The following is a 21,019-nucleotide window of genomic DNA, read 5'->3' on the forward strand; positions in this document are numbered from 1 at the left end:
GCAGGCTATTGCGATCCTGCTCTACCCTGATTTCAGCCGCTCCGGGACGGAGGAACCGCCATGACAGCGACAGACCCCGCGCTCACCGCCCTCGCCCAGGGCTGGTGCGCCCTCTCCCTGCTCCACGGCAGGATCGAGACGCACATCGAACGCGCCCTGCAGACCCGCCACGACCTCAGCGTGCGCGAGTACTCCCTGCTCGACGTCCTCAGCCGCCAGCACCACGGCGAAGGCGGCCACCTCCAGATGAAACAGGTCGCCGACGCCGTCGTCCTCAGCCAGAGCGCCACCACCCGCCTCGTCACCCGCCTCGAGGACCGCGGCCTGCTCTCCCGCTACCTCTGCCCCACCGACCGCCGCGGCATCTACACCGACGTCACCGACGCCGGCCTCCAACTGCTGGAAGAAGCCCGCCCCACCAACGACAAGGCCCTGCGCGAGGCCCTGGACGAGGCCGCCAAGAGCCCTGAGCTCGTTCCCCTGGTACGGGTCGTGGAGTCGCTTCCGGCGTCCGCATAGGGTGCGGGCATGGGAGATCTTGAGATACGCCCCGCCGCCACCGACGACATCCCCGCGATCATCGGCATGCTCGCGGACGATCCGCTCGGCGCGCAGCGCGAGTCGCCCGACGATCTGACCCCTTACCTCGCCGCGTTCGAGCGGCTCACCGCCGACCCGAACCAGCACCTGGTCGTCGCCGTCCGCGAGGGCCGTGTCATCGGCACGCTCCAGCTCACGGTCATCCCCGGACTGTCCCGGCGCGGCGCGACCAGGTCGATCATCGAAGCCGTTCGCATCCACTCCGACGAACGCGGCAGCGGCCTGGGCACCCGGCTCATCGAGTGGGCCATCGATGAATCCCGGCGCCAGAACTGCCAGTTGGTGCAGCTGACCTCCGACAAGAGCCGTACGGACGCCCACCGCTTCTATGAGCGGCTCGGGTTCGCGTCCTCGCACACGGGCTTCAAGCTGGAGCTATGAAACAGCGAGGTGCCTGTTTCACGTGAAACAGGCACCTTGTTGGACGGGTACCGGACGGCATCCAGCCCTGAGCCGGGCCGTCAGAGCCGCCCCGTCCCCCGCCACCCTTCGGGGTCCACTCCACCCGGCACAGCGGCCCCCTCGTCGTACGGCTGACGCGTGAACACGAACGACCCGAGGTCCAGGTGGTCCACGGCCCCGTCAGGGCGTCGTACGGCCTTCAGGAGCTCGCCGGCGTAGTAGCCCTCCAGACCGGTCCAGGTGCCGTCGCCGTTGGACCGGAAGCGCGAGCCGCGCCCCTTGCCGGACAGCGGCTCCAAGGACGCCAGCCCGTCGGCCGTCAAGCGCAGTGCGAAGGCGTGCGTGCCCCAGTACCACTGACCCGCCAGCTCCAGGACCGCCGGATCGATGTACTGCATCGGGCGCCAGGGTTCGGGAATCCGAGGCTCGGCCTCGGCGACGATCCGGACGAGATCGGCGGCGACCGTGAACAGCAGCGGTCCGGAGGTGCAGTTGGCCAGGACGACGGCGGCGAGGTCGTCCTCCTCACTGACGGCGAGACAGGCGAGAAAGCCCGGCAGCGAACCCGAGTGCCCGAAGAGGGTCCTGCCGTCCTGGTGACGGAGCTCCAGGCCCAGGCAGTAGGCATAGCCGCCCGCCACGTCCGCGGCCTCCATCGGAGCCGCCGGCGTCCTCATCTCACGCAGCGACTCGGCACTGAGTACCCGGTCGTCGCCCTTGAGCAGGAACGCGGCGAACCGCGCCAAGTCACCTGTGGTGGACCAGAGTTGACCGGCGGACGCCATACGGCCGAGGTCCTCGACCGGCTCGGGAAGCATCACATCGGCCCAGGGATGCACGGCCCAGCCACCGGCGTGCGGTGCCTGCGGCCGCGCACTGGTGCGGTTCAGCCCCAGGGGTTCGAGCACTTCCCGCCGGAGTACGTCCTCCCACGGAGCTCCTCGAAGCTTCTCGACCAGTGCGCCCAGCAGGGTGTAGCCGGGGTTCGAGTAGTGGAACCGACGGCCGGAGGGATGCAGGAAGGGCTGTTCACCGAGGACGTCGGAGAGTTCGGGCCGCAGGGATCCCGGGGTCCGCTCCCACCAGGGCGCGGGCGACTCGGCTGCCAGCCCACTCGCGTGCGCGAGCAGTTCGGCGACGGTGGCCTCCCCCGCACCGGTGCCCGGCAGATGCTTCTCCAGCGGGTCTCCGAGGGCGAGCAGGCCCTCGTCGCGCAGGCGCAGGACGAGAACGGCCGTGAAGGTCTTGGTGATCGAGCCGATGCGGTACTGCACCTGCTCGTCGGGCCCGTGGCCGTCCACCGAGGTACGCGCGCCGTGCCACACCGCACGGCCGTCCCGCACGACCGCGGCCACCATGGAAGGCGCGCGCCCCTCCGCCTGGGCCGTGGCGATGCGGTGCAGCAACGCACGGCGAGTGGTGGGGAGCAACTCGTCCTGAGATGTCGTCATGCCCACAGTCCACCCCGCCGGCCGCTCGGGAGTCGAACTCATTTCGCCGGGGACGCGGATCAGGTCTGCGCCATGTCCACGAACCGGGAGTAGTGGCCCTGGAAGGCGACCGTGATCGTCGCCGTCGGACCGTTACGGTGCTTGCCCACGATGATGTCGGCCTCACCGGCGCGCGGCGACTCCTTCTCGTAGGCGTCCTCGCGGTGCAGCAGGATCACCATGTCGGCGTCCTGCTCGATGGAGCCGGACTCACGCAGGTCGGACACCATCGGCTTCTTGTCCGTGCGCTGCTCGGGGCCACGGTTCAGCTGCGAGAGCGCGATGACCGGGACTTCCAGTTCCTTGGCGAGGAGCTTGAGGTTACGGGACATGTCCGAGACCTCCTGCTGACGGCTCTCGGAGCGCTTCGAGCCACCGGACTGCATCAGCTGGAGATAGTCGATGATCACGAGCTTGATGTCGTTGCGCTGCTTCAGCCGCCGGCACTTCGCACGGATCTCCATCATCGACAGGTTAGGGGAGTCGTCGATGTAGAGGGGCGCAGCCGACACCTCGGGCATCCGTCGCGCCAGGCGGGTCCAGTCCTCGTCCGTCATCGTTCCGGACCGCATGTGGTGCAGGGCCACGCGCGCCTCGGCCGACAGCAGACGCATCGCGATCTCGTTGCGCCCCATTTCCAGGGAGAAGATCACACTCGCCAGGTTGTGCTTGATCGACGCCGCCCGCGCGAAGTCCAGGGCGAGCGTGGACTTACCCATCGCGGGACGGGCCGCGATGACGACCATCTGGCCCGGGTGCAGACCGTTGGTGAGCGAGTCGAGGTCCGTGAACCCGGTGGGCACACCGGTCATCTCGCCGGTACGCGAGCCGATCGCCTCGATCTCGTCGAGGGCGCCCTCCATGATGTCGCCGAGCGGGAGGTAGTCCTCGCTGGTGCGCTGCTCGGTGACGGCGTAGATCTCGGCCTGGGCGCGGTTGACGATCTCGTCGACGTCGTCGTCGGCCGCGTATCCCATCTGCGTGATGCGGGTGCCGGCCTCGACCAGGCGGCGCAGCACCGCACGCTCGTGGACGATCTCCGCGTAGTACTCGGCGTTGGCCGCCGTAGGCACCGTCTGGACGAGTGTGTGCAGATACGAGGCGCCGCCGACCTTGTTGATCTCACCGCGCTTGGTGAGCTCGGCGGCGATGGTGATGGGGTCGGCCGGCTCGCCCTTGGCGTAGACGTCGAGGATCGCCTGGAAGATCGTCTCGTGCGCGGGCTTGTAGAAGTCGTGGCCCTTGATGACCTCGACCACATCGGCGATGGCGTCCTTGGACAGGAGCATGCCGCCGAGCACGGACTGTTCGGCGTCGAGGTCCTGCGGCGGCACCCGCTCGAAGGTCGAACCGCCACCTTCCCACTCGCCGCTGTCCCGGCCGCGATCATGCTGTTCGTCGCGCCCTCGGCCACCGTCACCGCGTCGGCGGGAGGCGGGCAGACGATCACTGGGGCCGCTGTCGGCCCACGGGTCGTCCAAGGGCTCGGAAATGCTCACCGAGCCACCTCCTCCCGTCCGCCGAGCGGACCTCGCCGTGCCTCTCTGTTCTACGGCACGCCACTGACAAATAAGAGGCCCAACTCCGGTTCTGGCACGTCGGTTTTGTGACGCTTTCACGGCCGACGAACGGAGCGGGCGCCGGACCACGGTAGGCCCGCGGGCACCGTCAGCCAATCTGGTTATCCACAGGCCATGTGGACGACGGCCCGGATGCTGTGGAGAACTCCTCAAAACCTGTGCACGAGCCGGTGGACAGCCCTGTGAACAAGCTCCGAGTGATTCTCAACAACACCTTTTGACCTGCAGGTTTACCGTCCACCGGCTGTGCAGAAGAAAAACTTCCCCAGTCGGACCAAGATCGCTTCGAACGGTGCGCGAAAGCACACACCGTGAGACGCGAGGTAAGGGTCACTAGCGGATTGCATCTCTTACCTGTGGACGATTAGATTGGTGGCCATGACACAGGCCCCCGCGAGACCCAAGGCTGCCCGGCGACAGCACGATCGAGAGATCGTCGCACTGGCCGTCCCGGCCTTCGGCGCACTCGTCGCCGAGCCCCTCTTCGTCATGGCCGACAGTGCGATCGTCGGCCATCTCGGCACGGCACAACTCGCCGGACTCGGGGTCGCCTCAGCCCTCCTCATGACCGCCGTCAGTGTCTTCGTCTTCCTCGCCTACGCCACCACAGCGGCCGTCGCACGACGCGTCGGGGCCGGCGACCTTCAGGCCGCGATACGCCAGGGCATGGACGGCATCTGGCTGGCCATCCTGCTGGGTGTCGCCGTCATCGCGGTCGTCCTGCCCACAGCACCGTTTCTCGTGGAACTCTTCGGCGCCTCGGACACCGCGGCTCCGTACGCGACCACCTATCTGCGGATCTCGGCACTCGGCATCCCGGCCATGCTCATCGTGCTCGCCGCCACCGGCGTCCTGCGCGGTCTGCAGGACACCAAGACACCGCTCTACGTCGCCGTGGCGGGCTTCGTCGCCAACGCCGTCCTCAACGTAGGCCTCGTCTATGGCGCCGACCTCGGCATCGCGGGATCCGCCTGGGGCACGGTCATCGCCCAGTTCGGCATGGCCGCGATCTATCTCGTGGTCGTCGTCCGCGGCGCTCGTAAGCACGGCGCCTCCCTGCGCCCCGACTCGGCCGGCATCCGGGCCTCCGCGCAGGCCGGAGTTCCTCTGCTGGTCCGCACACTCTCGCTGAGGGCGATCCTCATGATCGCGACGGCCGTCGCGGCCCGCCTGGGGGACGCCGACATCGCGGCACACCAGATCATCCTTTCGCTGTGGAGCCTGCTCGCCTTCGCACTGGACGCCATCGCCATCGCCGGCCAGGCCATCATCGGCAGGTACCTCGGTTCCGGCGACGCCGACGGCGCCCGCGCAGCCTGCCGCCGCATGGTGGAGTGGGGCATCGCAGCAGGCGTCGTCCTGGGCCTGCTCGTCGTGATCTCCCGGCCGCTCTTCCTGCCGCTGTTCACGAGCGACTCGGTCGTCAAGGACGCGGCGCTGCCCGCCCTTCTCGTGGTGGCGCTCTCCCAGCCGATCTGCGGTGTCGTCTTCGTCCTGGACGGCGTCCTGATGGGAGCGGGGGACGGCCCCTACCTCGCCTGGGCCATGGTGCTCACCCTGGCGGTGTTCACTCCGGTCGCGCTGCTCGTCCCCGTGGTCGGGGGCGGCCTCACGGCGGTCTGGGCGGCCATGACGCTGATGATGGCGGTGCGCATGGTGACGCTTTGGCTGCGTGCCCGCTCCGGGCGCTGGATCGTCACCGGCGCGACGCGCTGACTGTTTCACGTGAAACACGCTGTTTCACGTGAAACGGACGCCCCTCATACAGGCCCGTCGCCTCTCCCCGAGCCGTGTGGACGGCTTCGGCCTTCGGCCGGAAGAGCCACACCCGCCCACTGCACAGTGAAGGGGCCGTACCTCAGCAGGTACGGCCCCTTCATTCAGCTGTTCAAGCCGAGCGCAGCGATCAGGCCGCGATGACCTCGATGTTGACCTTGGCGGCAACCTCGGGGTGCAGACGCACGGACGTCTCGTGGGCGCCCAGGGTCTTGATCGGGGAACCCAGCTCGATGCGGCGCTTGTCGACCTCGGGGCCACCGGCAGCCTTGATCGCGGAAGCGATGTCGGCCGGAGTGACGGAACCGAAGAGACGGCCGGCGTCGCCCGAGCGGACGGCCAGACGGACCTTCACACCCTCGAGCTGGGCCTTGACAGCGTTGGCCTGCTCGATGGTCTGGATCTCGTGGATCTTGCGAGCGCGACGGATCTGCTCGACGTCCTTCTCGCCACCCTTGGTCCAGCGGATAGCGAACTTCCGCGGGATCAGGTAGTTGCGAGCGTAACCGTCCTTGACGTCCACGACGTCGCCCGCGGCACCGAGGCCGGAGACCTCGTGGGTGAGGATGATCTTCATGTTTCGGTCACCCTTCCCTTATCGCGCGGTGGAGGTGTAGGGCAGCAGCGCCATCTCACGGCTGTTCTTGACGGCCGTGGCGACGTCACGCTGGTGCTGCGTGCAGTTGCCGGTCACGCGGCGGGCACGGATCTTGCCGCGGTCGGAAATGAACTTCCGCAGCATGTTCGTGTCCTTGTAGTCCACGTACTGGACCTTGTCCTTGCAGAAAGCGCAGACCTTCTTCTTCGGCTTGCGCACAGGCGGCTTCGCCATGGTGTTTCTCCTGTGTGATCAAGAAGTTTGGGTACGGCCCACCCCAGACCCGAGGGTCTAGAAGGGGGGCTCGTCCGAGTAGCCGCCGCCACTGCCGCCGCCGGAGTTTCCACCCCAGCCGCCACCGCCGCCGCCCTGGTTGCCACCGGCGGGAGCGCCGGTCGCCCACGGGTCCTCGGCGGGAGCACCGCCGCCGCCCTGCTGGCCGCCGCCGGAGTTTCCACCCCAGCCGCCGCCACCCTGGCCGCCACCGCCGCCGTAACCACCCTGGCCACCACGGGCGCCACCGGAGGTCTTGGTGACCTTCGCCGTGGCGTTCCGCAGGCTGGCGCCGACTTCCTCGACGTCCAGCTCGTAGACCGTGCGCTTGACGCCCTCACGGTCCTCGTAGGACCGCTGCTTCAGCCGGCCCTGCACGATGACGCGCATGCCTCGCTGGAGCGACTCGGCGACGTTCTCCGCCGCCTGACGCCAGACCGAGCAGGTCAGGAACAGGCTCTCGCCGTCCTTCCACTCGTTCGTCTGACGGTCGAAGGTGCGGGGGGTGGACGCGACACGGAACTTCGCGACCGCCGCACCGGACGGGGTGAAGCGCAGCTCGGGGTCATCGACAAGATTGCCGACGACCGTGATGACGGTCTCGCCTGCCATGGGGGAACCTCTCGGCGGGTTTGCTGCTGGCTGCTTGTGCTGCTACTCGAATCCCGAGATCAGCTGAGCTGGAGAGCTCAGTGGGTCTCGGGGCGGAGGACCTTGGTCCGGAGGACCGACTCGTTCAGGTTCATCTGGCGGTCGAGCTCCTTGACGACCGCAGGCTCGGCCTGCAGGTCGATGACCGAGTAGATGCCCTCGGGCTTCTTCTTGATCTCGTACGAGAGACGACGACGGCCCCAGGTGTCGACCTTCTCGACCTTGCCGTTGCCCTCACGGACGACGGAGAGGAAGTTCTCGATCAGGGGGGCGACAGCGCGCTCCTCCAGATCGGGGTCGAGGATGACCATCACCTCGTAGTGACGCATGTGGAACCCACCTCCTTTGGACTCAGCGGCCACGGTCGTTCCGTGGCAGGAGGGTTGTGATGCGTACGCAACGGTATCGGCGGGCACTGACAATCGGGGGTGACCTCACGGTTTCCCCGAGCCGGCCCGGGCAGACATCGATGCAGACGGTACACACTACCCGCACACCCGCTTCCGGTTGAAATCCGGCCGCCGTCGCCCACAATCTGTACACATCGGGTGTGTATGGCGCTACGATGCGCCGCCTTCCGCAGGAGGTGCCCTATGGCACAGGCATTGCGACCCAACACCGTCGGAGGCCTCTTCGCCACGGACGGAAAGTCCCATCCCATCCAGGACACCCTGCTCGTGGTGACCCTGGTGCTCGGCATCACGTCGTTCATCACGGCCCAGTTCCACTTCTTGCACCTGCTCAGCTCCTGGACCGGCCTGGTGGGCATCCTCGCGGGTGCCTACGGCCAGTGGATCTCGGAGACGACCCGTGAGCGCTTCGGCCTGATCGTGGGTCTCGGTGCCTCCGGAGTCGGCTTCTTCCTCGGCATGGCGCACGGCGGACTCTTCAGCTTCTGACGCCGGAGGCGATGTCCTTCTCGCGCCGGCCGGGGAGACCGTCCCCCGAACACCGGTAGAACACCGCATAGAACAGTTTCGAACGCCCCGGCGCAGCGGAAGCCGGGGCGAAGCTGCCGTACGCCCAGTCGAGGCGCTCCGAAGGCGCAGTAGGCTTCGGCGCGAGAGCCGGAGCCCCTGTACCCATGGGGACACACCAGCCCGAGGAGCGCCCCGAATGAGCCTGACCCTGAGGACGATCAGTCGCGAGCAGCATCTGGCCTACATCCAGAGCCTGCCGGCGGCGAGCCACATGCAGGTCCCGGCCTGGGCTGACGTCAAGGCTGAGTGGCGTTCGGAGAGCCTCGGCTGGTTCGACAGGAGCGGTGAGCTGGTCGGCGCGGGCCTCGTCCTCTACCGGCAGCTGCCCAAGATCAAGCGCTACCTCGCCTATCTCCCCGAGGGCCCGGTCATCAACTGGTTCACGCCGAACCTGACCGAGTGGCTGGAACCGATGCTCGCGCACCTGAAGCAGCAGGGCGCCTTCTCCGTGAAGATGGGCCCGCCGGTGATCATCCGGCGCTGGGAGGCCACGTCCATCAAGGCGGGCATCCAGAACCCGGACGTGAAGCGGCTGCGTGACATCGAGGCCGACTTCATCGAGCCGCGCGCCTTCGAGGTCGCCGACAAGCTGCGCCGTATGGGCTGGCAGCAGGGCGAGGACGGCGGTGCCGGCTTCGGCGACGTCCAGCCCCGCTACGTCTACCAGGTGCCGCTGGCCAACCGGTCCCTGGAAGAGGTCCACAAGAACTTCAACCAGCTGTGGCGACGCAACATCAAGAAGGCCGAGAAGGCCGGCGTCGAGGTCGTCCAGGGCGGTTACCAGGACCTCGAGGAGTGGCAGCGCCTGTACGAGATCACGGCCGTGCGCGACCACTTCCGGCCGCGCCCGCTGTCGTACTTCCAGCGCATGTGGACGGCCCTCAACACCGAGGACCCCAACCGCATGCGGCTGTACTTCGCCCGCCACAACGGTGTGAACCTCTCGGCGGCGACGATGCTGATCGTCGGCGGACACGTCTGGTACTCCTACGGCGCCTCCGACAACATCGGCCGTGAGGTCCGGCCCTCGAACGCGATGCAGTGGCGGATGCTGCGCGACGCCTACGCGCTCGGCGCCACGGTCTACGACCTGCGCGGCATCTCCGACTCGCTGGACGAGACCGACCACCTCTTCGGCCTGATCCAGTTCAAGGTGGGCACGGGCGGCCAGGCGGCCGAGTACCTCGGCGAGTGGGACTTCCCGCTGAACAAGCTGCTCCACAAGGCGCTCGACATCTACATGTCGCGTCGCTGACCTTGCAATCTCTGCTTCGATACCGTCAACAGCTGCACCGTCGATAGCTTCCATATCTCTGATACACCGCAGCCACGAGAAAGGTTCCAGGTCCGGCCATGGCGCTCACGCTCTACGTCGACACCGCGCGCTGGCGGGCGCACCACAAGCACGTGCAGGAGCAGTTCCCGGGGCTCGTCCCGGTCTGCAAGGGCAACGGCTACGGGTTCGGGCACGAGCGGCTCGCGGAGGAGGCCACGCGGCTGGGCTCGGACATACTCGCCGTCGGCACGACGTACGAGGCCGCACGCATCAAGGACTACTTCGGCGGCGACCTGCTGGTGCTGACGCCGTACCGGCGCGGTGAGGAGCCCGTCCCGCTGCCGGACCGGGTCATCCGCTCCGTGTCGTCGGTGGACGGCGTGTACGGCCTGGTGGGTGCCCGTGTCGTCATCGAGGTGATGTCCTCGATGAAGCGGCACGGCGTGAGCGAGCACGACCTGTCGCAGCTGCACGCCGCCATAGAGAACGTCCGGCTGGAGGGCTTCGCCATCCATCTGCCGCTGGACCGCACCGACGGCTCCGACGCCGTCGAGGAGGTCATCGGCTGGATGGACCGCCTGCGCGCGGCCCGGCTGCCGTTGCACACGATGTTCGTCAGCCACCTCAAGGCCGAGGAACTCGCGCGCCTGCAGCAGCAGTTCCCGCAGACCCGCTTCCGCGCCCGCATCGGCACGCGGCTGTGGCTGGGGGACCACGACGCCACGGAGTACCGCGGCGCGGTCCTGGACGTCACGCGTGTCTCCAAGGGCGACCGCTTCGGCTACCGGCAGCAGAAGGCGGCCTCTGACGGCTTCCTGGTGGTCGTGGCGGGCGGTACGTCGCACGGAGTGGGTCTGGAGGCCCCGAAGGCCCTCCACGGCGTCATGCCGCGCGCCAAGGGCGTCGCACGGGCCGGCCTCGCCACGGTCAACCGGAACCTTTCTCCCTTCGTATGGGGAGGCAAGCAGCGCTGGTTCGCGGAGCCCCCGCACATGCAGGTCTCCATCCTGTTCGTTCCGTCGGACGCCCCGGAGCCGAAGGTCGGCGACGAGCTGGTCGCCCATCTGCGGCACACCACCACGCAGTTCGACCGCATCGTCGACCGCTGATCCGGCGTCACCGGGCTGCCGATCGACCGCGCCCGGCGACGCAGTCACCACGAAAAGGCCGTACCCGGACTGCTCCGTGTACGGCCTTTCGCTGTCGGCTCGCCTCGCGTACGTCCTTGGGCGTGGCTTTCCTACGCTCTGTTCGCTCAGAGCGAACGGGTGGTCGCCTCGCCGTTGCCCCACTCCACCTGGGCCCCCTCGAAGTGGGCCGCGTGCCGCGGCGGATGCGTCGCTGCGCCGAGCACGAACACGTCCTCCGCCCTGTCGAGGACACCGCCCGAGGGGTCGTCCTCGCCGGTACGACGGACCGGATCGCGCTCCGGCATGAGGATGTCCCGTACGACGACGGCGCACAGGTACAGCGTGCCGAGCAGGTGCGCGCCGATGGCCCAGTGGTAGCCGTCCGGCGGCAGTCCCTTGTGAGCGTCTCCGCTGGTCGTGTACGCGAGGTACAGCCAGATCCCGAGGAAGTAGGCGACCTCGCACGCCTGCCAGATGAGGAAGTCCCGCCACCTCGGGCGGGCCAGGACGACCAGGGGCACCAGCCAGAGGACGTACTGCGGCGAGTAGACCTTGTTGGTGAGGATGAACGCCGCGACGATCAGGAAAGCCAGCTGGGCGAAGCGCGGGCGCCGGGGCGCGGTGAGCGTGAGCGCGGCGATGCCGGCGCAGCACAGCAGCATCAGCAGCGTGGCCAGCGTGTTGACGGTCTCGGTGCTCAGCGGGTCGGAGGAGTTCTGGGCCAGGATCAGCCAGAAGGAGCCGAAGTCGACGCCGCGCTCCTGGCTGAACCGGTAGAACTGCGACCAGCCGTCCCAGGCGAGCAGCATGACCGGAAGGTTCACGACCAGCCAGGCGAGGGCGGTGCCGCCCAGCGCCTTGCCGAAGTCCCGCCATTTGCCCGCGCGCCAGCACAGGACGAACAACGGGCCGAGAAGGAAGACCGGATAGAGCTTCGCGGCCGTGGCGAGGCCCAGGAGGATCCCGAAGGCGAGGGAACGGCCGCGGGACCACATCAGCATCGCCGCGGCCGTCAGAGCGACGGCCAGCAGGTCCCAGTTGATGGTCGCGGTCAGCGCGTAGGCGGGCGCCAAGGCGACCAGGAGGCCGTCCCAGGGACGGCGGGCCTGCGTGCGGCTCACGCAGACGGCGATGACGGCCGCGCACACCATCAGCATCCCGGCGTTGACCACCCAGTACCACTGCTCCTGGTCCTGGATGCTGCCGCTGCCCGGCGTGAGCCAGGAGGCGACCTCCATGAAGACTCCGGTCAGCACCGGGTACTCGAGGTACTCCATGTCGCCGGGGAGCTTGTCGAAGTACGGCACGAGCCCGTCGGCGAAGCCACGCCCCTGGTAGAGGTGCGGAATGTCCGAGTAGCAGGCGTGCGTGTACTGAGAGCTGGCACCGAAGAACCAGGCGCCGTTGTAGCAGGGCGCCTTCTGGACCAGCCCGAGGGCGAACATGCCGATCGCCACGAGCGCGACGATCCGTACGGGAGTCCACCAGGACGTGCCGAGAAGGGCACGCCGTCCGATGGGGCCGCCGATCAGCTCGCTCCCGTTCGCGGCGACCTCGTCCTCCTTGGTCGGCCGCACCGGGTCGGGCTCGTGCACGCTCGTGGGCGTCGTCTCTGCACTGGGCATGGGGGCCATCCTGCCGTACCAGTCTGAGAACGGTGCGAGGGAGCAGGGCGGTGGGCGGTTGAGTGTTTCACGTGAAACCGACGTTTCACGTGAAACAGCCCGCCGCCACAGTCCGTCCCATGGGCACGTCAGGGCTGTGAACGCGCCGGTCGGGCGCCGATGAAGCCTCGTAAAGCGACAAAGGCCGGTGGCCGGCACCCATCTCATGGGTGCCGGCCACCGGCCTTGCAGCGTCAGCTGATGTCTCGGTCAGCCTGACGGCCCACCGAAGATGCCTCCGTTGCCGTTGGCATTACCTCCGGTGTCGTCCGTCTCTGTTTCCGTCGGCGTCGGGGACGTGGTGGTGCCCCCGTCCGTGCCGCCGTTCTGTCCGCCATTGCCGTTGTCGCACTGCCAGTCGAACTCACTACAGGTTTCGGTGGCTGTCGGCGTCGGCGACGTCTCCGTCTCCGTAGGTGTCGGGGTCGGCGTCGGACTCTCCTCGACCGTCTCGGTGGGCGAGGGCGCCACGGTCGGCGTGGGACTCTCCTCGATCACCTCGCCGAGGGGCTCCGCCTCGGGGAATTCCTCGTAGTCGATGCCCTTCATGGCCTCGGCCATGTAGTCCTTCCAGACCTGCGCCGGAATGTCACCACCGTGGATGGAGGTCACACCGCCGGTGCCGTTCATGGAAAGCAGCTTGCCCTTGCCCGGGTCCGTCCGGAACAGCGTGACCGCCGTGGACAGCTCCCTGGTGTAGCCGACGAACCACGCCGACTTGTTCTCGTCGGTCGTACCCGTCTTGCCGGCCACCGGGAAGCCGATGTCCGCGACCTTCTTACCGGTGCCGTTCTTGACCACGTTCTGCAGGACGTCCGTCACGTTGTTCGCGACGTTCTCGTCCATGGCGGTCGTCCCCTCGGGCTTCTCGAAGCCTTCGAGCGGCTCGCCGTCCTTGAGCACCTTGGTGACCGAGTACGGCTCGAAGTGCTTACCCGACGCCGCGAACGAGCCGTACGCGTCGGCCATACGGATGGCACTCGGGGTCGAGGTACCGAGCGAGAAGGACACGTTCCTGATGTTGCCCTTGTCGAAGAAGGCGGACGAGATGCCCATCTTGTTCGCCATCTTCTGGGTCTTGGACAGGCCGACGTCGATACCCAGTTGCGCGAACGGGCTGTTGATCGACTGCTCCATGGCCTTCCTGAGCGTCACCTCGCCCCAGGCCGTGGTGCCCTCGTTCTTCTGCCGGAACGGCTTGCCGTTGTTGCCCATGATCGGGTCGCCGTTCTGGTCCTTGATCACCAGAAGGTCGTTGCCGTTGTACTTGGCCATCGGCGAGAGCGGCTCGGGAGACGTCTGGTAGGTCCCGTACTGCATCGCGGAGGCCAGCACGATGGGCTTCCAGGTCGATCCGACCGGCACACCCAACGTGTTGGCGTTGTTGGAGTAGTGCCCCTTGTCGTAGCCCTCGCCGCCGTACAGCGCGACGATCGCTCCGCTCTTGGGATCGACCGACGCCCCGCCGAACTGGACGTACTTGTCCTTCTCCCGCTTCTTGGGGTCGAGGAAGCTCTTGCGCGTCTTCTCGACGGCCGCCGCCATCTGGTTGACCTTCTCCTTGTCGAAGGTCGTGTAGATCCGGTAGCCGCCCTTCTCCAGGTCCTCGGGAGAGAGGCCCGCCTTCTTGGCGACGTACTCCTTGGCGATGTCGATCAGATAGCCGGACTGCCCGGAGAGGTTCGAGTTCTGCTTCTTCAGCGTGGGGAAGTTGCCGACCTTGGCACGGTCCGCCGGCGTCATGCGCCCGACCTCGACCATGCGGTCCAGGATCCAGGACCAGCGCTCCTTGGCCCGCTTGGTGTTCTCGTCCGGCGAGGCACCCGCTCCCACACCACCGTCGGGGTTGTAGAAGTTCGGACCCTTCAGGACGGAGGCGAGGAAGCCGCACTGCGTGGTGGTCAGCTTCGTGGCGTCGACACCGAAGTAGGCCTGGGCCGCCGCCTGGATGCCGTAGGCGTTACGGCCGTAGTAGGCGGTGTTGAGATAGCCGGCAAGGATCTCGTCCTTGGACAGCTTCTGGCCCACCTTGATGGAGATGAACAGTTCCTTGAACTTACGGGAGACCGTCTGCTCCTGGCTCAGGTAGGTGTTCTTGACGAACTGCTGGGTGATCGTCGAACCACCCTGCGTCTCGCCGCCCCTGGCCATGTTGAGAAGAGCGCGCGCGATACCCGCCGGGTCGATGCCCTTGTCGTCGTAGAAGGACGCGTTCTCGGCGGAGACCACCGCGTCCTTCATCTCCCGCGGGATCTCGGCGTCGCTGACGAGCTGGCGGTTGGTCTGACCGCCGGTCGCCGCCATCTGCTTGCCGTTGGACCAGTAGAAGACGTTGTTCTGCGCCAGGGCGGTGTCCTGGGCCTGCGGGATGCCGACCATGGCGTACCCGATGCCCGCGGCGGCGATCAGACCACCCATGAACGCGAGGAAGGCGCCTGTGACGAGGCGCCACGACGGCACCCAGCGCTGCAGGCCGTCCTTGCCCGCGCGGGGATAGTCGATGAACCGCTTCTTGGGCGGCGGTCCAGGACGCCCTCTGCCGCGCCCGGGGCCGTTCGGCCCACCGGGGGCGGCGCGTCGGCCGCCTCTGCCCGGCTCAGGCGCCTTACGCCGGCCACCGGCACCCCTCTGGGCCGCGCGTCGTGCTTCGGCGCGGCCGCCGTACGGACGTTCCTCGCTTACCGAACCGGTGGAACCCGACCCGTACGAGTCGGAGGGAGATCCGGTGGCGCCTCGCGGTGCCGCTCGGCGGCCGGAGGACGAGCCGGCCTGGCCGCGTCGGGCCGCGGCACGTCCGCCTCCCTGCGGCTGCGGCGGTTTGCGACGGTGCTCGCTCATCGAACGACTACTCCTCGGACAGGCGCACCCCTGGGCGCCTGGCAACGGCGGCGGTTTTCCGGTCCCCCCGGAGTACGGATGTGGCGCGTTCCTCATTCACCCGTACTGCACCAAGGATGACGACGCCCTCAGGTGTCACTCGGTTCCCGGTGTTGTACATGGCGCACAGACTACGCACCGTCAAAGTCCTCCTAGCCCCGAACTTCACCCCAAATCAGGCAACTCGCTCCACATGAATCGTTGATGTGATCCCGTTCACGGTTCCCCCACTTGTCGTGCCCGGATGGCCGTTCTATCGTCTAGATGTATCGAGTCGATACATCAGCGCGAGATAAGACGAGGAGGCGAGGGGTGAGCCGACGTTCCGGGATCCTCGAGTTCGCCGTACTCGGACTGCTGCGCGAGTCCCCGATGCACGGCTATGAGCTGCGCAAACGACTCAATACGTCGCTGGGCGTGTTCCGTGCGTTCAGCTACGGCACGCTCTATCCCTGCCTCAAGACGCTGGTCGCCAACGGCTGGTTGATCGAGGAACCGGGGAACACCACCGAGGACGCGCTCGCCGCACCCCTCGCGGGCCGTCGCGCCAAGATCGTCTATCGGTTGACGGCGGAAGGTAAGGAGCACTTCGAGGAGCTGCTCTCCCAGACCGGACCCGATGCGTACGAGGACGAGCATTTCGCTGCCCGATTTGCCTTCTTCGGACGCACACCCCAGGACGTGCGCATGCGCGTGCTGGAGGGCCGTCGCAGTCGGCTGGAGGAGCGCCTGGAGAAGATGAGCGCCTCTCTGGCGCGCACCCGGGAGCGCCTCGACGACTACACGCTTGAGCTTCAGCGCCACGGGATGGAGTCCGTGGAGCGCGAAGTGCGCTGGCTGAACGAGCTCATCGAGAGCGAGCGGGCCGGACGGGACCTGAGGGGTTCCGCCTCCGGGGGGCCCGGCTCGCAGGACAACACAACTGGAGCGCCGGGCGTCCTGCCCCGGCCGGGGGACGACCTCCGGCCGGATACGCCCGGCGACACCGCCACGTGAGATCCACTCAGGAACTCACTCGTACACACAGGGAGCAACCGGAATGGGTTCGGTTCGCGTAGCCATCGTCGGCGTGGGCAACTGTGCCGCGTCGCTGGTTCAGGGAGTCGAGTACTACAAGGACGCCGACCCGGCGTCCAAGGTCCCCGGCCTGATGCACGTGCAGTTCGGCGACTACCACGTCAAGGACGTCGAGTTCGTCGCCGCGTTCGATGTCGACGCGAAGAAGGTCGGTCTCGACCTCGCGGACGCCATCGGCGCGAGCGAGAACAACACGATCAAGATCTGCGACGTGCCCCGTTCCGGCGTGACCGTCCAGCGCGGCCACACCCTCGACGGTCTCGGCAAGTACTACCGCGAGACCATCGAGGAGTCCGCCGAGGCCCCGGTCGACATCGTCCAGATCCTCAAGGACAAGCAGGTCGACGTTCTCGTCTGCTACCTGCCCGTCGGTTCCGAGGACGCGGCGAAGTTCTACGCCCAGTGCGCCATCGACGCCAAGGTCGCCTTCGTCAACGCCCTGCCGGTCTTCATCGCCGGTACGAAGGAATGGGCCGACAAGTTCACCGAGGCCGGCGTCCCGATCGTCGGCGACGACATCAAGTCCCAGGTCGGCGCCACCATCACGCACCGCGTCATGGCGAAGCTGTTCGAGGACCGCGGCGTCGTCCTGGACCGCACGATGCAGCTGAACGTCGGCGGCAACATGGACTTCAAGAACATGCTCGAGCGTGACCGCCTCGAGTCCAAGAAGATCTCCAAGACGCAGGCCGTCACCTCGCAGATCCCCGACCGGGAGCTCGGCGAGAAGAACGTCCACATCGGCCCGTCCGACTACGTCGCGTGGCTCGACGACCGCAAGTGGGCCTACGTCCGCCTCGAAGGCCGTGCCTTCGGCGACGTCCCGCTGAACCTGGAGTACAAGCTCGAGGTCTGGGACTCCCCGAACTCCGCCGGCGTCATCATCGACGCCCTGCGCGCCGCGAAGATCGCCAAGGACCGCGGCATCGGCGGCCCGATCCTGTCGGCCTCCAGCTACTTCATGAAGTCCCCGCCGGTCCAGTACTTCGACGACGAGGCCCGCGAGAACGTCGAGAAGTTCATCAAGGGCGAGGTCGAGCGCTAAGCAGACGGCGCCGCACCAGAACGCTCCTGCCAGGGCCGTGGAGGGTCCCCGGGTTGTACCGCCCGGGGACCCTCCCGTATGTGAGGCTGTGCCCCATGTCCGTCGTACGCGACCTGCGGGTCCTGCTGCGTTTCCGGGACTTCCGGCGCCTGCTCGTCGTACGCCTGCTCTCCCAGGGCGCCGACGGCGTCTACCAGACGGCGCTCGCCACCTACGTCGTCTTCTCCCCGGAGAAACAGACCTCGGCCACCGCGATCGCCTCGGCCATGGCGGTGCTGCTTCTGCCGTACTCCCTGGTGGGCCCCTTCTCCGGCGTCCTCCTCGACCGCTGGCGCCGCCGCCAGGTCCTGCTGTACGGCAGCCTGTTGCGCACCCTGCTGGCCTCGGCGACCGCCGCGCTGATCGTCACCGAAGTCCCTGACTGGCTGTTCTACGTCTCCGCCCTGTGCGTCACCGCCGTCAACCGCTTCGTCCTGTCGGGCCTGTCCGCCGCGCTGCCACGCGTGGTCGACGAAGAGCGGCTCGTCATCGCCAACTCCCTTTCCCCAACGGCCGGCACGCTTGCCGCGACCGCCGGAGCCGGCCTGGCCTTCGTCGTACGGCTGGTGGTCTGGGACTCCGATGCCGCCGTGGTGCTTCTGGGAGCCGCCCTGTATCTGTGTGCGGGCCTGGCCGCACAGCGCATGGCGCCGGAACTGCTGGGGCCCGACCAGGAGTTGGTGCAACCGCGGCTCGCGACGGCTCTCTCCGGCACCGCACGTGACCTGACGGCAGGCGTACGCCACCTCTCCGCTCCGCCCCGCCGAGAGGCCGCCTGGGCGTTGTTCTCGATGACGCTGATGCGCTTCTGCTACGGCGCCCTGCTCGTCATGGTGCTGATGCTGTGCCGGTACGCCTTCTCCTCCGACGCCGATGACGGACTCGCCCTGCTGGGGCTGGCGTTGGCCATCTCCGGTGCCGGCTTCTTCGCGGCCGCCCTGGTGACTCCCTGGGCCACGGCGCGGCTCGGCCCCGGCCGGTGGATCGCCGTGTGCGCGGGCACCGCCGGCATCCTCGTGGCCGCCCTCGGACTGCCCTTCGCCGCAACTCCCATGCTGGTCGCGGCGTTCGTGCTGGGCCTGACCACACAGGGCGCGAAGATCGCGACGGACACGATCGTGCAGTCCTCGGTCGAGGACGGCTTCCGTGGCCGGACCTTTTCGGTCTACGACGTGCTGTTCAACGTCGCCTTCGTCGGAGCGGCCGGAGTAGCCGCCCTGATACTGCCGCCGGACGGCCGTTCAGCCCCCCTGGTGGTCACGGTCGCCGTCATCTACGCGGCAGTTGCTGTGGCTATGGCCCGCTTTGAGAATCGGGCTGTGTCACATCAATGACACAGAGCCACTCCCGAGTACTGAGTTGTCAGTGGGGCCCGGTAACTTACGTCCGTCTTACATCGCGCCATTGTTCGCGATCACGCACCCATGTTCTAGGGGGGACCCCAAGTGACAACGCCGCCGCAGGGCAATCCATTCGCCCAGGGCCAGAACCCGTACGCCCAGGGCCAGCCGCCGCAGGGCCAGGCCCCGTACCCGCAGCAGCCGGGCCAGCCGGGGTTCCCGCAGCAGGGGGCGCCGTACGCACCGGTCCCGCCGCAGCAGCCGGGCCGCAAGGTCAGCTTCAAGACGATCAAGAACGTCCTCGTCGGCGTGGGTGTCGTGACTGCGATCGTCGTCGGCTACATAGCCAGCCTGGACGACGCGGACCAGGCGAAGGTCGGCGACTGCCTGAAGTCCGCCTCCTCGTCATCCTCGAGCGATGAGATGGAGGTCGTGGACTGCTCTTCTTCGGAGGCGGAGGCCAAGGTCCTCAAGAAGGTCGACGGCACCTACACCTCATTCACCGCCGAGACGGAGTGCCGCAAGGTCAGCGGCGCCACGAGCTTCTACGCCCAGACCGGCGACGGCGACAACTTCGTGCTGTGCCTCTCGGACGTCTGATCTGAGCTCTCCACACACTGAGGGGCGATGTTTCACGTGAAACATCGCCCCTCGGCGTTTCCCGGCGGGACACGTTTCACGTGAAACATGCCCCACTCCTCGAAGCTCAGCCCTGCGCGGCCCACCACTCCTTGAGCGCCGCCACCGCATCGTCATGACCCATCGGCCCATGCTCCAGTCGAAGCTCCAGCATGTGCTTGTACGCGCTGCCGATCACCGGCCCCGGACCCACGCCGAGGATCTCCATGATCTGGTTGCCGTCGAGGTCGGGACGGATGGAGTCGAGTTCCTCCTGCTCCTGGAGCTGAGCGATCCGCTCCTCCAGGCCGTCGTAGGCACGTGACAGCATCGCCGCCTTGCGCTTGTTGCGCGTCGTGCAGTCCGAGCGCGTCAGCTTGTGCAGGCGGTCCAGAAGAGGACCGGCGTCGCGGACGTAGCGGCGGACGGCGGAGTCCGTCCATTCGCCGGTGCCGTAGCCGTGGAAACGCAGGTGGAGTTCGACCAGACGTGAGACGTCCTTCACCAGCTCGTTGGAGTACTTGAGCGCCGTCATGCGCTTCTTGGTCATCTTCGCGCCGACCACCTCGTGGTGGTGGAACGAGACCCGGCCGTCGCTCTCGAAGCGACGCGTACGCGGCTTGCCGATGTCGTGCAGCAGGGCGGACAGGCGGAGCACCAGATCGGGACCGTTCTCCTCCAGCGCCATCGCCTGCTCCAGGACGATCAGCGTGTGCTCGTAGACGTCCTTGTGCCGGTGATGCTCGTCGCTCTCGAGGCGCAGCGCCGGCAGCTCGGGCAGCACGTGGTCGGCGAGCCCGGTGTCCACGAGCAGCGTCAGGCCCTTGCGCGGGTGGTCCGAGAGGATCAGCTTGTTCAGCTCGTCGCGCACCCGCTCCGCCGAAACGATCTCGATCCGCTCGGCCATCTCCTCCATGGCCGTCACGACCTCGGGGGCCACTTCGAAGTCGAGCTGGGCCGCGAAGCGCGCCGCACGCATCATGCGCAGCGGGTCGTCGGAGAAGGACGCCTCCGGCGTACCCGGCGTCCGCAGCACGCGCGCGGCGAGGTCCTCCAGCCCGCCGTGCGGGTCGACGAACTCCTTCTCCGGCAGAGCGACCGCCATCGCGTTGACCGTGAAATCACGCCGGACGAGGTCTTCCTCGATCGAGTCGCCGTACGACACCTCCGGCTTGCGCGAAGTTCGGTCGTACGCCTCCGAGCGGTAGGTCGTCACCTCGATCTGGTAGCCGTCCTTCTGGGCGCCGACCGTGCCGAAGGCGATCCCGACCTCCCACACCGCGTCCGCCCAGGGGCGCACGATCTTCAGCACGTCCTGGGGACGGGCGTCGGTCGTGAAGTCCAGATCGTTGCCGAGCCGACCGAGGAGCGCGTCCCGGACCGATCCGCCGACCAGGGCGAGTGAGAACCCGGCCTCCTTGAAACGGCGGGCGAGGTCGTCGGCGACAGGCGCGACCCGCAGCAGTTCACTCACCGCGCGATGCTGCACCTGACTCAGGACACTGGACTTGTCTTCGTTGGCGTTCGGCACAACAGAAGAGGGTACGTGGCCCCGGCATGCCTGAGCGCCTCCATTAAACGGGCACACGGCCCGCACAGACGC

General features: G+C 67.6%; 19 protein-coding genes. 10 read left to right on the forward strand and 9 right to left on the reverse strand.

Going from position 1 to position 21,019, the window contains the following annotated elements; translation table 11 throughout:
- Positions 1-60: 60 nt before the first annotated feature.
- Together ACGFW6_RS11515 and ACGFW6_RS11520 are read left to right on the forward strand one after the other, a co-directional pair.
- On the forward strand, positions 61-519 hold the full coding sequence (locus ACGFW6_RS11515) for a MarR family winged helix-turn-helix transcriptional regulator (RefSeq protein WP_393507143.1): 459 nt from the start codon (positions 61-63) through the stop codon (positions 517-519).
- A gap of 9 nt (positions 520-528) precedes the next feature.
- The gene (locus ACGFW6_RS11520; RefSeq protein WP_393507145.1) at positions 529-981 is read left to right on the forward strand and encodes a GNAT family N-acetyltransferase; all 453 of its coding nucleotides are present in this window, start codon (positions 529-531) and stop codon (positions 979-981) included.
- An 80-nt stretch (positions 982-1,061) separates the two neighbouring features.
- Here the strand turns inward: ACGFW6_RS11520 and ACGFW6_RS11525 are convergent, their stop codons facing one another.
- Both ACGFW6_RS11525 and dnaB read right to left on the reverse strand, forming a co-directional pair.
- Positions 1,062-2,453 carry a serine hydrolase domain-containing protein gene (locus tag ACGFW6_RS11525; RefSeq protein WP_393507147.1) on the reverse strand — a complete coding sequence of 464 codons (1,392 nt, stop codon included), beginning with the start codon at positions 2,451-2,453 and terminating at the stop codon, positions 1,062-1,064.
- A 59-nt stretch (positions 2,454-2,512) separates the two neighbouring features.
- Positions 2,513-3,991: a replicative DNA helicase gene (gene dnaB / locus ACGFW6_RS11530; RefSeq protein WP_393507149.1), complete on the reverse strand. Its 1,479-nt coding sequence runs from the start codon at positions 3,989-3,991 to the stop codon at positions 2,513-2,515.
- A gap of 459 nt (positions 3,992-4,450) precedes the next feature.
- Here dnaB and ACGFW6_RS11535 point away from each other — a divergent pair, with 459 nt between their 5' ends.
- Positions 4,451-5,788, forward strand: a complete 1,338-nt coding sequence (locus ACGFW6_RS11535; RefSeq protein ID WP_393507151.1) for an MATE family efflux transporter — start codon at positions 4,451-4,453, stop codon at positions 5,786-5,788.
- A gap of 190 nt (positions 5,789-5,978) precedes the next feature.
- Here ACGFW6_RS11535 and rplI read toward each other — a convergent pair whose 3' ends face one another.
- From rplI to rpsF, 4 genes are all read right to left on the reverse strand, one after another.
- Entirely contained in the window at positions 5,979-6,425 is a 447-nt protein-coding gene (gene rplI / locus ACGFW6_RS11540) for a 50S ribosomal protein L9 (protein ID WP_380849707.1), read from the reverse strand.
- 18 nt (positions 6,426-6,443) lie between these two features.
- Entirely contained in the window at positions 6,444-6,680 is a 237-nt protein-coding gene (gene rpsR, locus ACGFW6_RS11545) for a 30S ribosomal protein S18 (protein ID WP_006381652.1), read from the reverse strand.
- A gap of 57 nt (positions 6,681-6,737) precedes the next feature.
- Entirely contained in the window at positions 6,738-7,331 is a 594-nt protein-coding gene (locus tag ACGFW6_RS11550; RefSeq protein WP_393507153.1) for a single-stranded DNA-binding protein, read from the reverse strand.
- 77 nt (positions 7,332-7,408) lie between these two features.
- Complete coding sequence (gene rpsF, locus ACGFW6_RS11555) at positions 7,409-7,699, reverse strand: 30S ribosomal protein S6 (protein WP_005482942.1); 291 nt, start codon at positions 7,697-7,699, stop codon at positions 7,409-7,411.
- Between the two features lie 264 nt (positions 7,700-7,963).
- Between rpsF and ACGFW6_RS11560 the strand changes: the two genes are divergently transcribed.
- The 3 genes from ACGFW6_RS11560 (at position 7,964) to ACGFW6_RS11570 (ending at position 10,735) form a co-directional block, all read left to right on the forward strand.
- Positions 7,964-8,269 (forward strand): hypothetical protein, encoded by a 306-nt coding sequence (locus tag ACGFW6_RS11560; protein WP_393507155.1) that lies wholly within the window; start codon positions 7,964-7,966, stop codon positions 8,267-8,269.
- Between the two features lie 217 nt (positions 8,270-8,486).
- Complete coding sequence (femX, locus tag ACGFW6_RS11565; protein WP_030951926.1) at positions 8,487-9,605, forward strand: peptidoglycan bridge formation glycyltransferase FemX; 1,119 nt, start codon at positions 8,487-8,489, stop codon at positions 9,603-9,605.
- A 98-nt stretch (positions 9,606-9,703) separates the two neighbouring features.
- The gene (locus ACGFW6_RS11570) at positions 9,704-10,735 is read left to right on the forward strand and encodes an alanine racemase (protein WP_393507157.1); all 1,032 of its coding nucleotides are present in this window, start codon (positions 9,704-9,706) and stop codon (positions 10,733-10,735) included.
- Between the two features lie 146 nt (positions 10,736-10,881).
- Here ACGFW6_RS11570 and ACGFW6_RS11575 read toward each other — a convergent pair whose 3' ends face one another.
- A complete protein-coding gene (locus ACGFW6_RS11575; RefSeq protein WP_393507159.1) occupies positions 10,882-12,381 on the reverse strand; it encodes a glycosyltransferase family 87 protein in 1,500 nt (499 codons plus the stop codon).
- 249 nt (positions 12,382-12,630) lie between these two features.
- Positions 12,631-15,258, reverse strand: a complete 2,628-nt coding sequence (locus ACGFW6_RS11580) for a transglycosylase domain-containing protein (RefSeq protein WP_393507161.1) — start codon at positions 15,256-15,258, stop codon at positions 12,631-12,633.
- Between the two features lie 351 nt (positions 15,259-15,609).
- On the opposite strand from ACGFW6_RS11580, the gene ACGFW6_RS11585 reads away from it, so the two are divergent.
- The 4 genes from ACGFW6_RS11585 (at position 15,610) to ACGFW6_RS11600 (ending at position 19,398) form a co-directional block, all read left to right on the forward strand.
- On the forward strand, positions 15,610-16,293 hold the full coding sequence (locus tag ACGFW6_RS11585; RefSeq protein WP_393507163.1) for a PadR family transcriptional regulator: 684 nt from the start codon (positions 15,610-15,612) through the stop codon (positions 16,291-16,293).
- 43 nt (positions 16,294-16,336) lie between these two features.
- Complete coding sequence (locus ACGFW6_RS11590; RefSeq protein WP_393507165.1) at positions 16,337-17,419, forward strand: inositol-3-phosphate synthase; 1,083 nt, start codon at positions 16,337-16,339, stop codon at positions 17,417-17,419.
- Positions 17,420-17,514: 95 nt separating this feature from the next.
- On the forward strand, positions 17,515-18,792 hold the full coding sequence (locus ACGFW6_RS11595; protein ID WP_393507167.1) for an MFS transporter: 1,278 nt from the start codon (positions 17,515-17,517) through the stop codon (positions 18,790-18,792).
- 111 nt (positions 18,793-18,903) lie between these two features.
- Positions 18,904-19,398 carry a hypothetical protein gene (locus tag ACGFW6_RS11600; RefSeq protein WP_393507169.1) on the forward strand — a complete coding sequence of 165 codons (495 nt, stop codon included), beginning with the start codon at positions 18,904-18,906 and terminating at the stop codon, positions 19,396-19,398.
- Between the two features lie 106 nt (positions 19,399-19,504).
- Here the strand turns inward: ACGFW6_RS11600 and ACGFW6_RS11605 are convergent, their stop codons facing one another.
- A complete protein-coding gene (locus tag ACGFW6_RS11605; protein WP_393507171.1) occupies positions 19,505-20,947 on the reverse strand; it encodes a CCA tRNA nucleotidyltransferase in 1,443 nt (480 codons plus the stop codon).
- Positions 20,948-21,019: the final 72 nt, after the last annotated feature.

Source organism: Streptomyces sp. Y7, assembly GCF_043195415.1.
GTDB lineage: Bacteria > Actinomycetota > Actinomycetes > Streptomycetales > Streptomycetaceae > Streptomyces.

What these genes read in the sequence shown, in the direction of transcription:
- ACGFW6_RS11515 (WP_393507143.1), top strand. Translation starts at nt 61, where the DNA reads ATGACAGCGACAGACCCCGCGCTCACCGCCCTCGCCCAGGGCTGGTGC.
- ACGFW6_RS11580 (WP_393507161.1), bottom strand. Translation starts at nt 15,258, where the DNA reads ATGAGCGAGCACCGTCGCAAACCGCCGCAGCCGCAGGGAGGCGGACGT.
- ACGFW6_RS11570 (WP_393507157.1), top strand. Translation starts at nt 9,704, where the DNA reads ATGGCGCTCACGCTCTACGTCGACACCGCGCGCTGGCGGGCGCACCAC.
- ACGFW6_RS11590 (WP_393507165.1), top strand. Translation starts at nt 16,337, where the DNA reads ATGGGTTCGGTTCGCGTAGCCATCGTCGGCGTGGGCAACTGTGCCGCG.
- ACGFW6_RS11575 (WP_393507159.1), bottom strand. Translation starts at nt 12,381, where the DNA reads ATGCCCAGTGCAGAGACGACGCCCACGAGCGTGCACGAGCCCGACCCG.
- ACGFW6_RS11595 (WP_393507167.1), top strand. Translation starts at nt 17,515, where the DNA reads ATGTCCGTCGTACGCGACCTGCGGGTCCTGCTGCGTTTCCGGGACTTC.
- ACGFW6_RS11560 (WP_393507155.1), top strand. Translation starts at nt 7,964, where the DNA reads ATGGCACAGGCATTGCGACCCAACACCGTCGGAGGCCTCTTCGCCACG.
- ACGFW6_RS11520 (WP_393507145.1), top strand. Translation starts at nt 529, where the DNA reads ATGGGAGATCTTGAGATACGCCCCGCCGCCACCGACGACATCCCCGCG.
- ACGFW6_RS11525 (WP_393507147.1), bottom strand. Translation starts at nt 2,453, where the DNA reads ATGACGACATCTCAGGACGAGTTGCTCCCCACCACTCGCCGTGCGTTG.
- ACGFW6_RS11550 (WP_393507153.1), bottom strand. Translation starts at nt 7,331, where the DNA reads ATGGCAGGCGAGACCGTCATCACGGTCGTCGGCAATCTTGTCGATGAC.
- femX (WP_030951926.1), top strand. Translation starts at nt 8,487, where the DNA reads ATGAGCCTGACCCTGAGGACGATCAGTCGCGAGCAGCATCTGGCCTAC.
- ACGFW6_RS11535 (WP_393507151.1), top strand. Translation starts at nt 4,451, where the DNA reads ATGACACAGGCCCCCGCGAGACCCAAGGCTGCCCGGCGACAGCACGAT.
- rplI (WP_380849707.1), bottom strand. Translation starts at nt 6,425, where the DNA reads ATGAAGATCATCCTCACCCACGAGGTCTCCGGCCTCGGTGCCGCGGGC.
- rpsR (WP_006381652.1), bottom strand. Translation starts at nt 6,680, where the DNA reads ATGGCGAAGCCGCCTGTGCGCAAGCCGAAGAAGAAGGTCTGCGCTTTC.
- rpsF (WP_005482942.1), bottom strand. Translation starts at nt 7,699, where the DNA reads ATGCGTCACTACGAGGTGATGGTCATCCTCGACCCCGATCTGGAGGAG.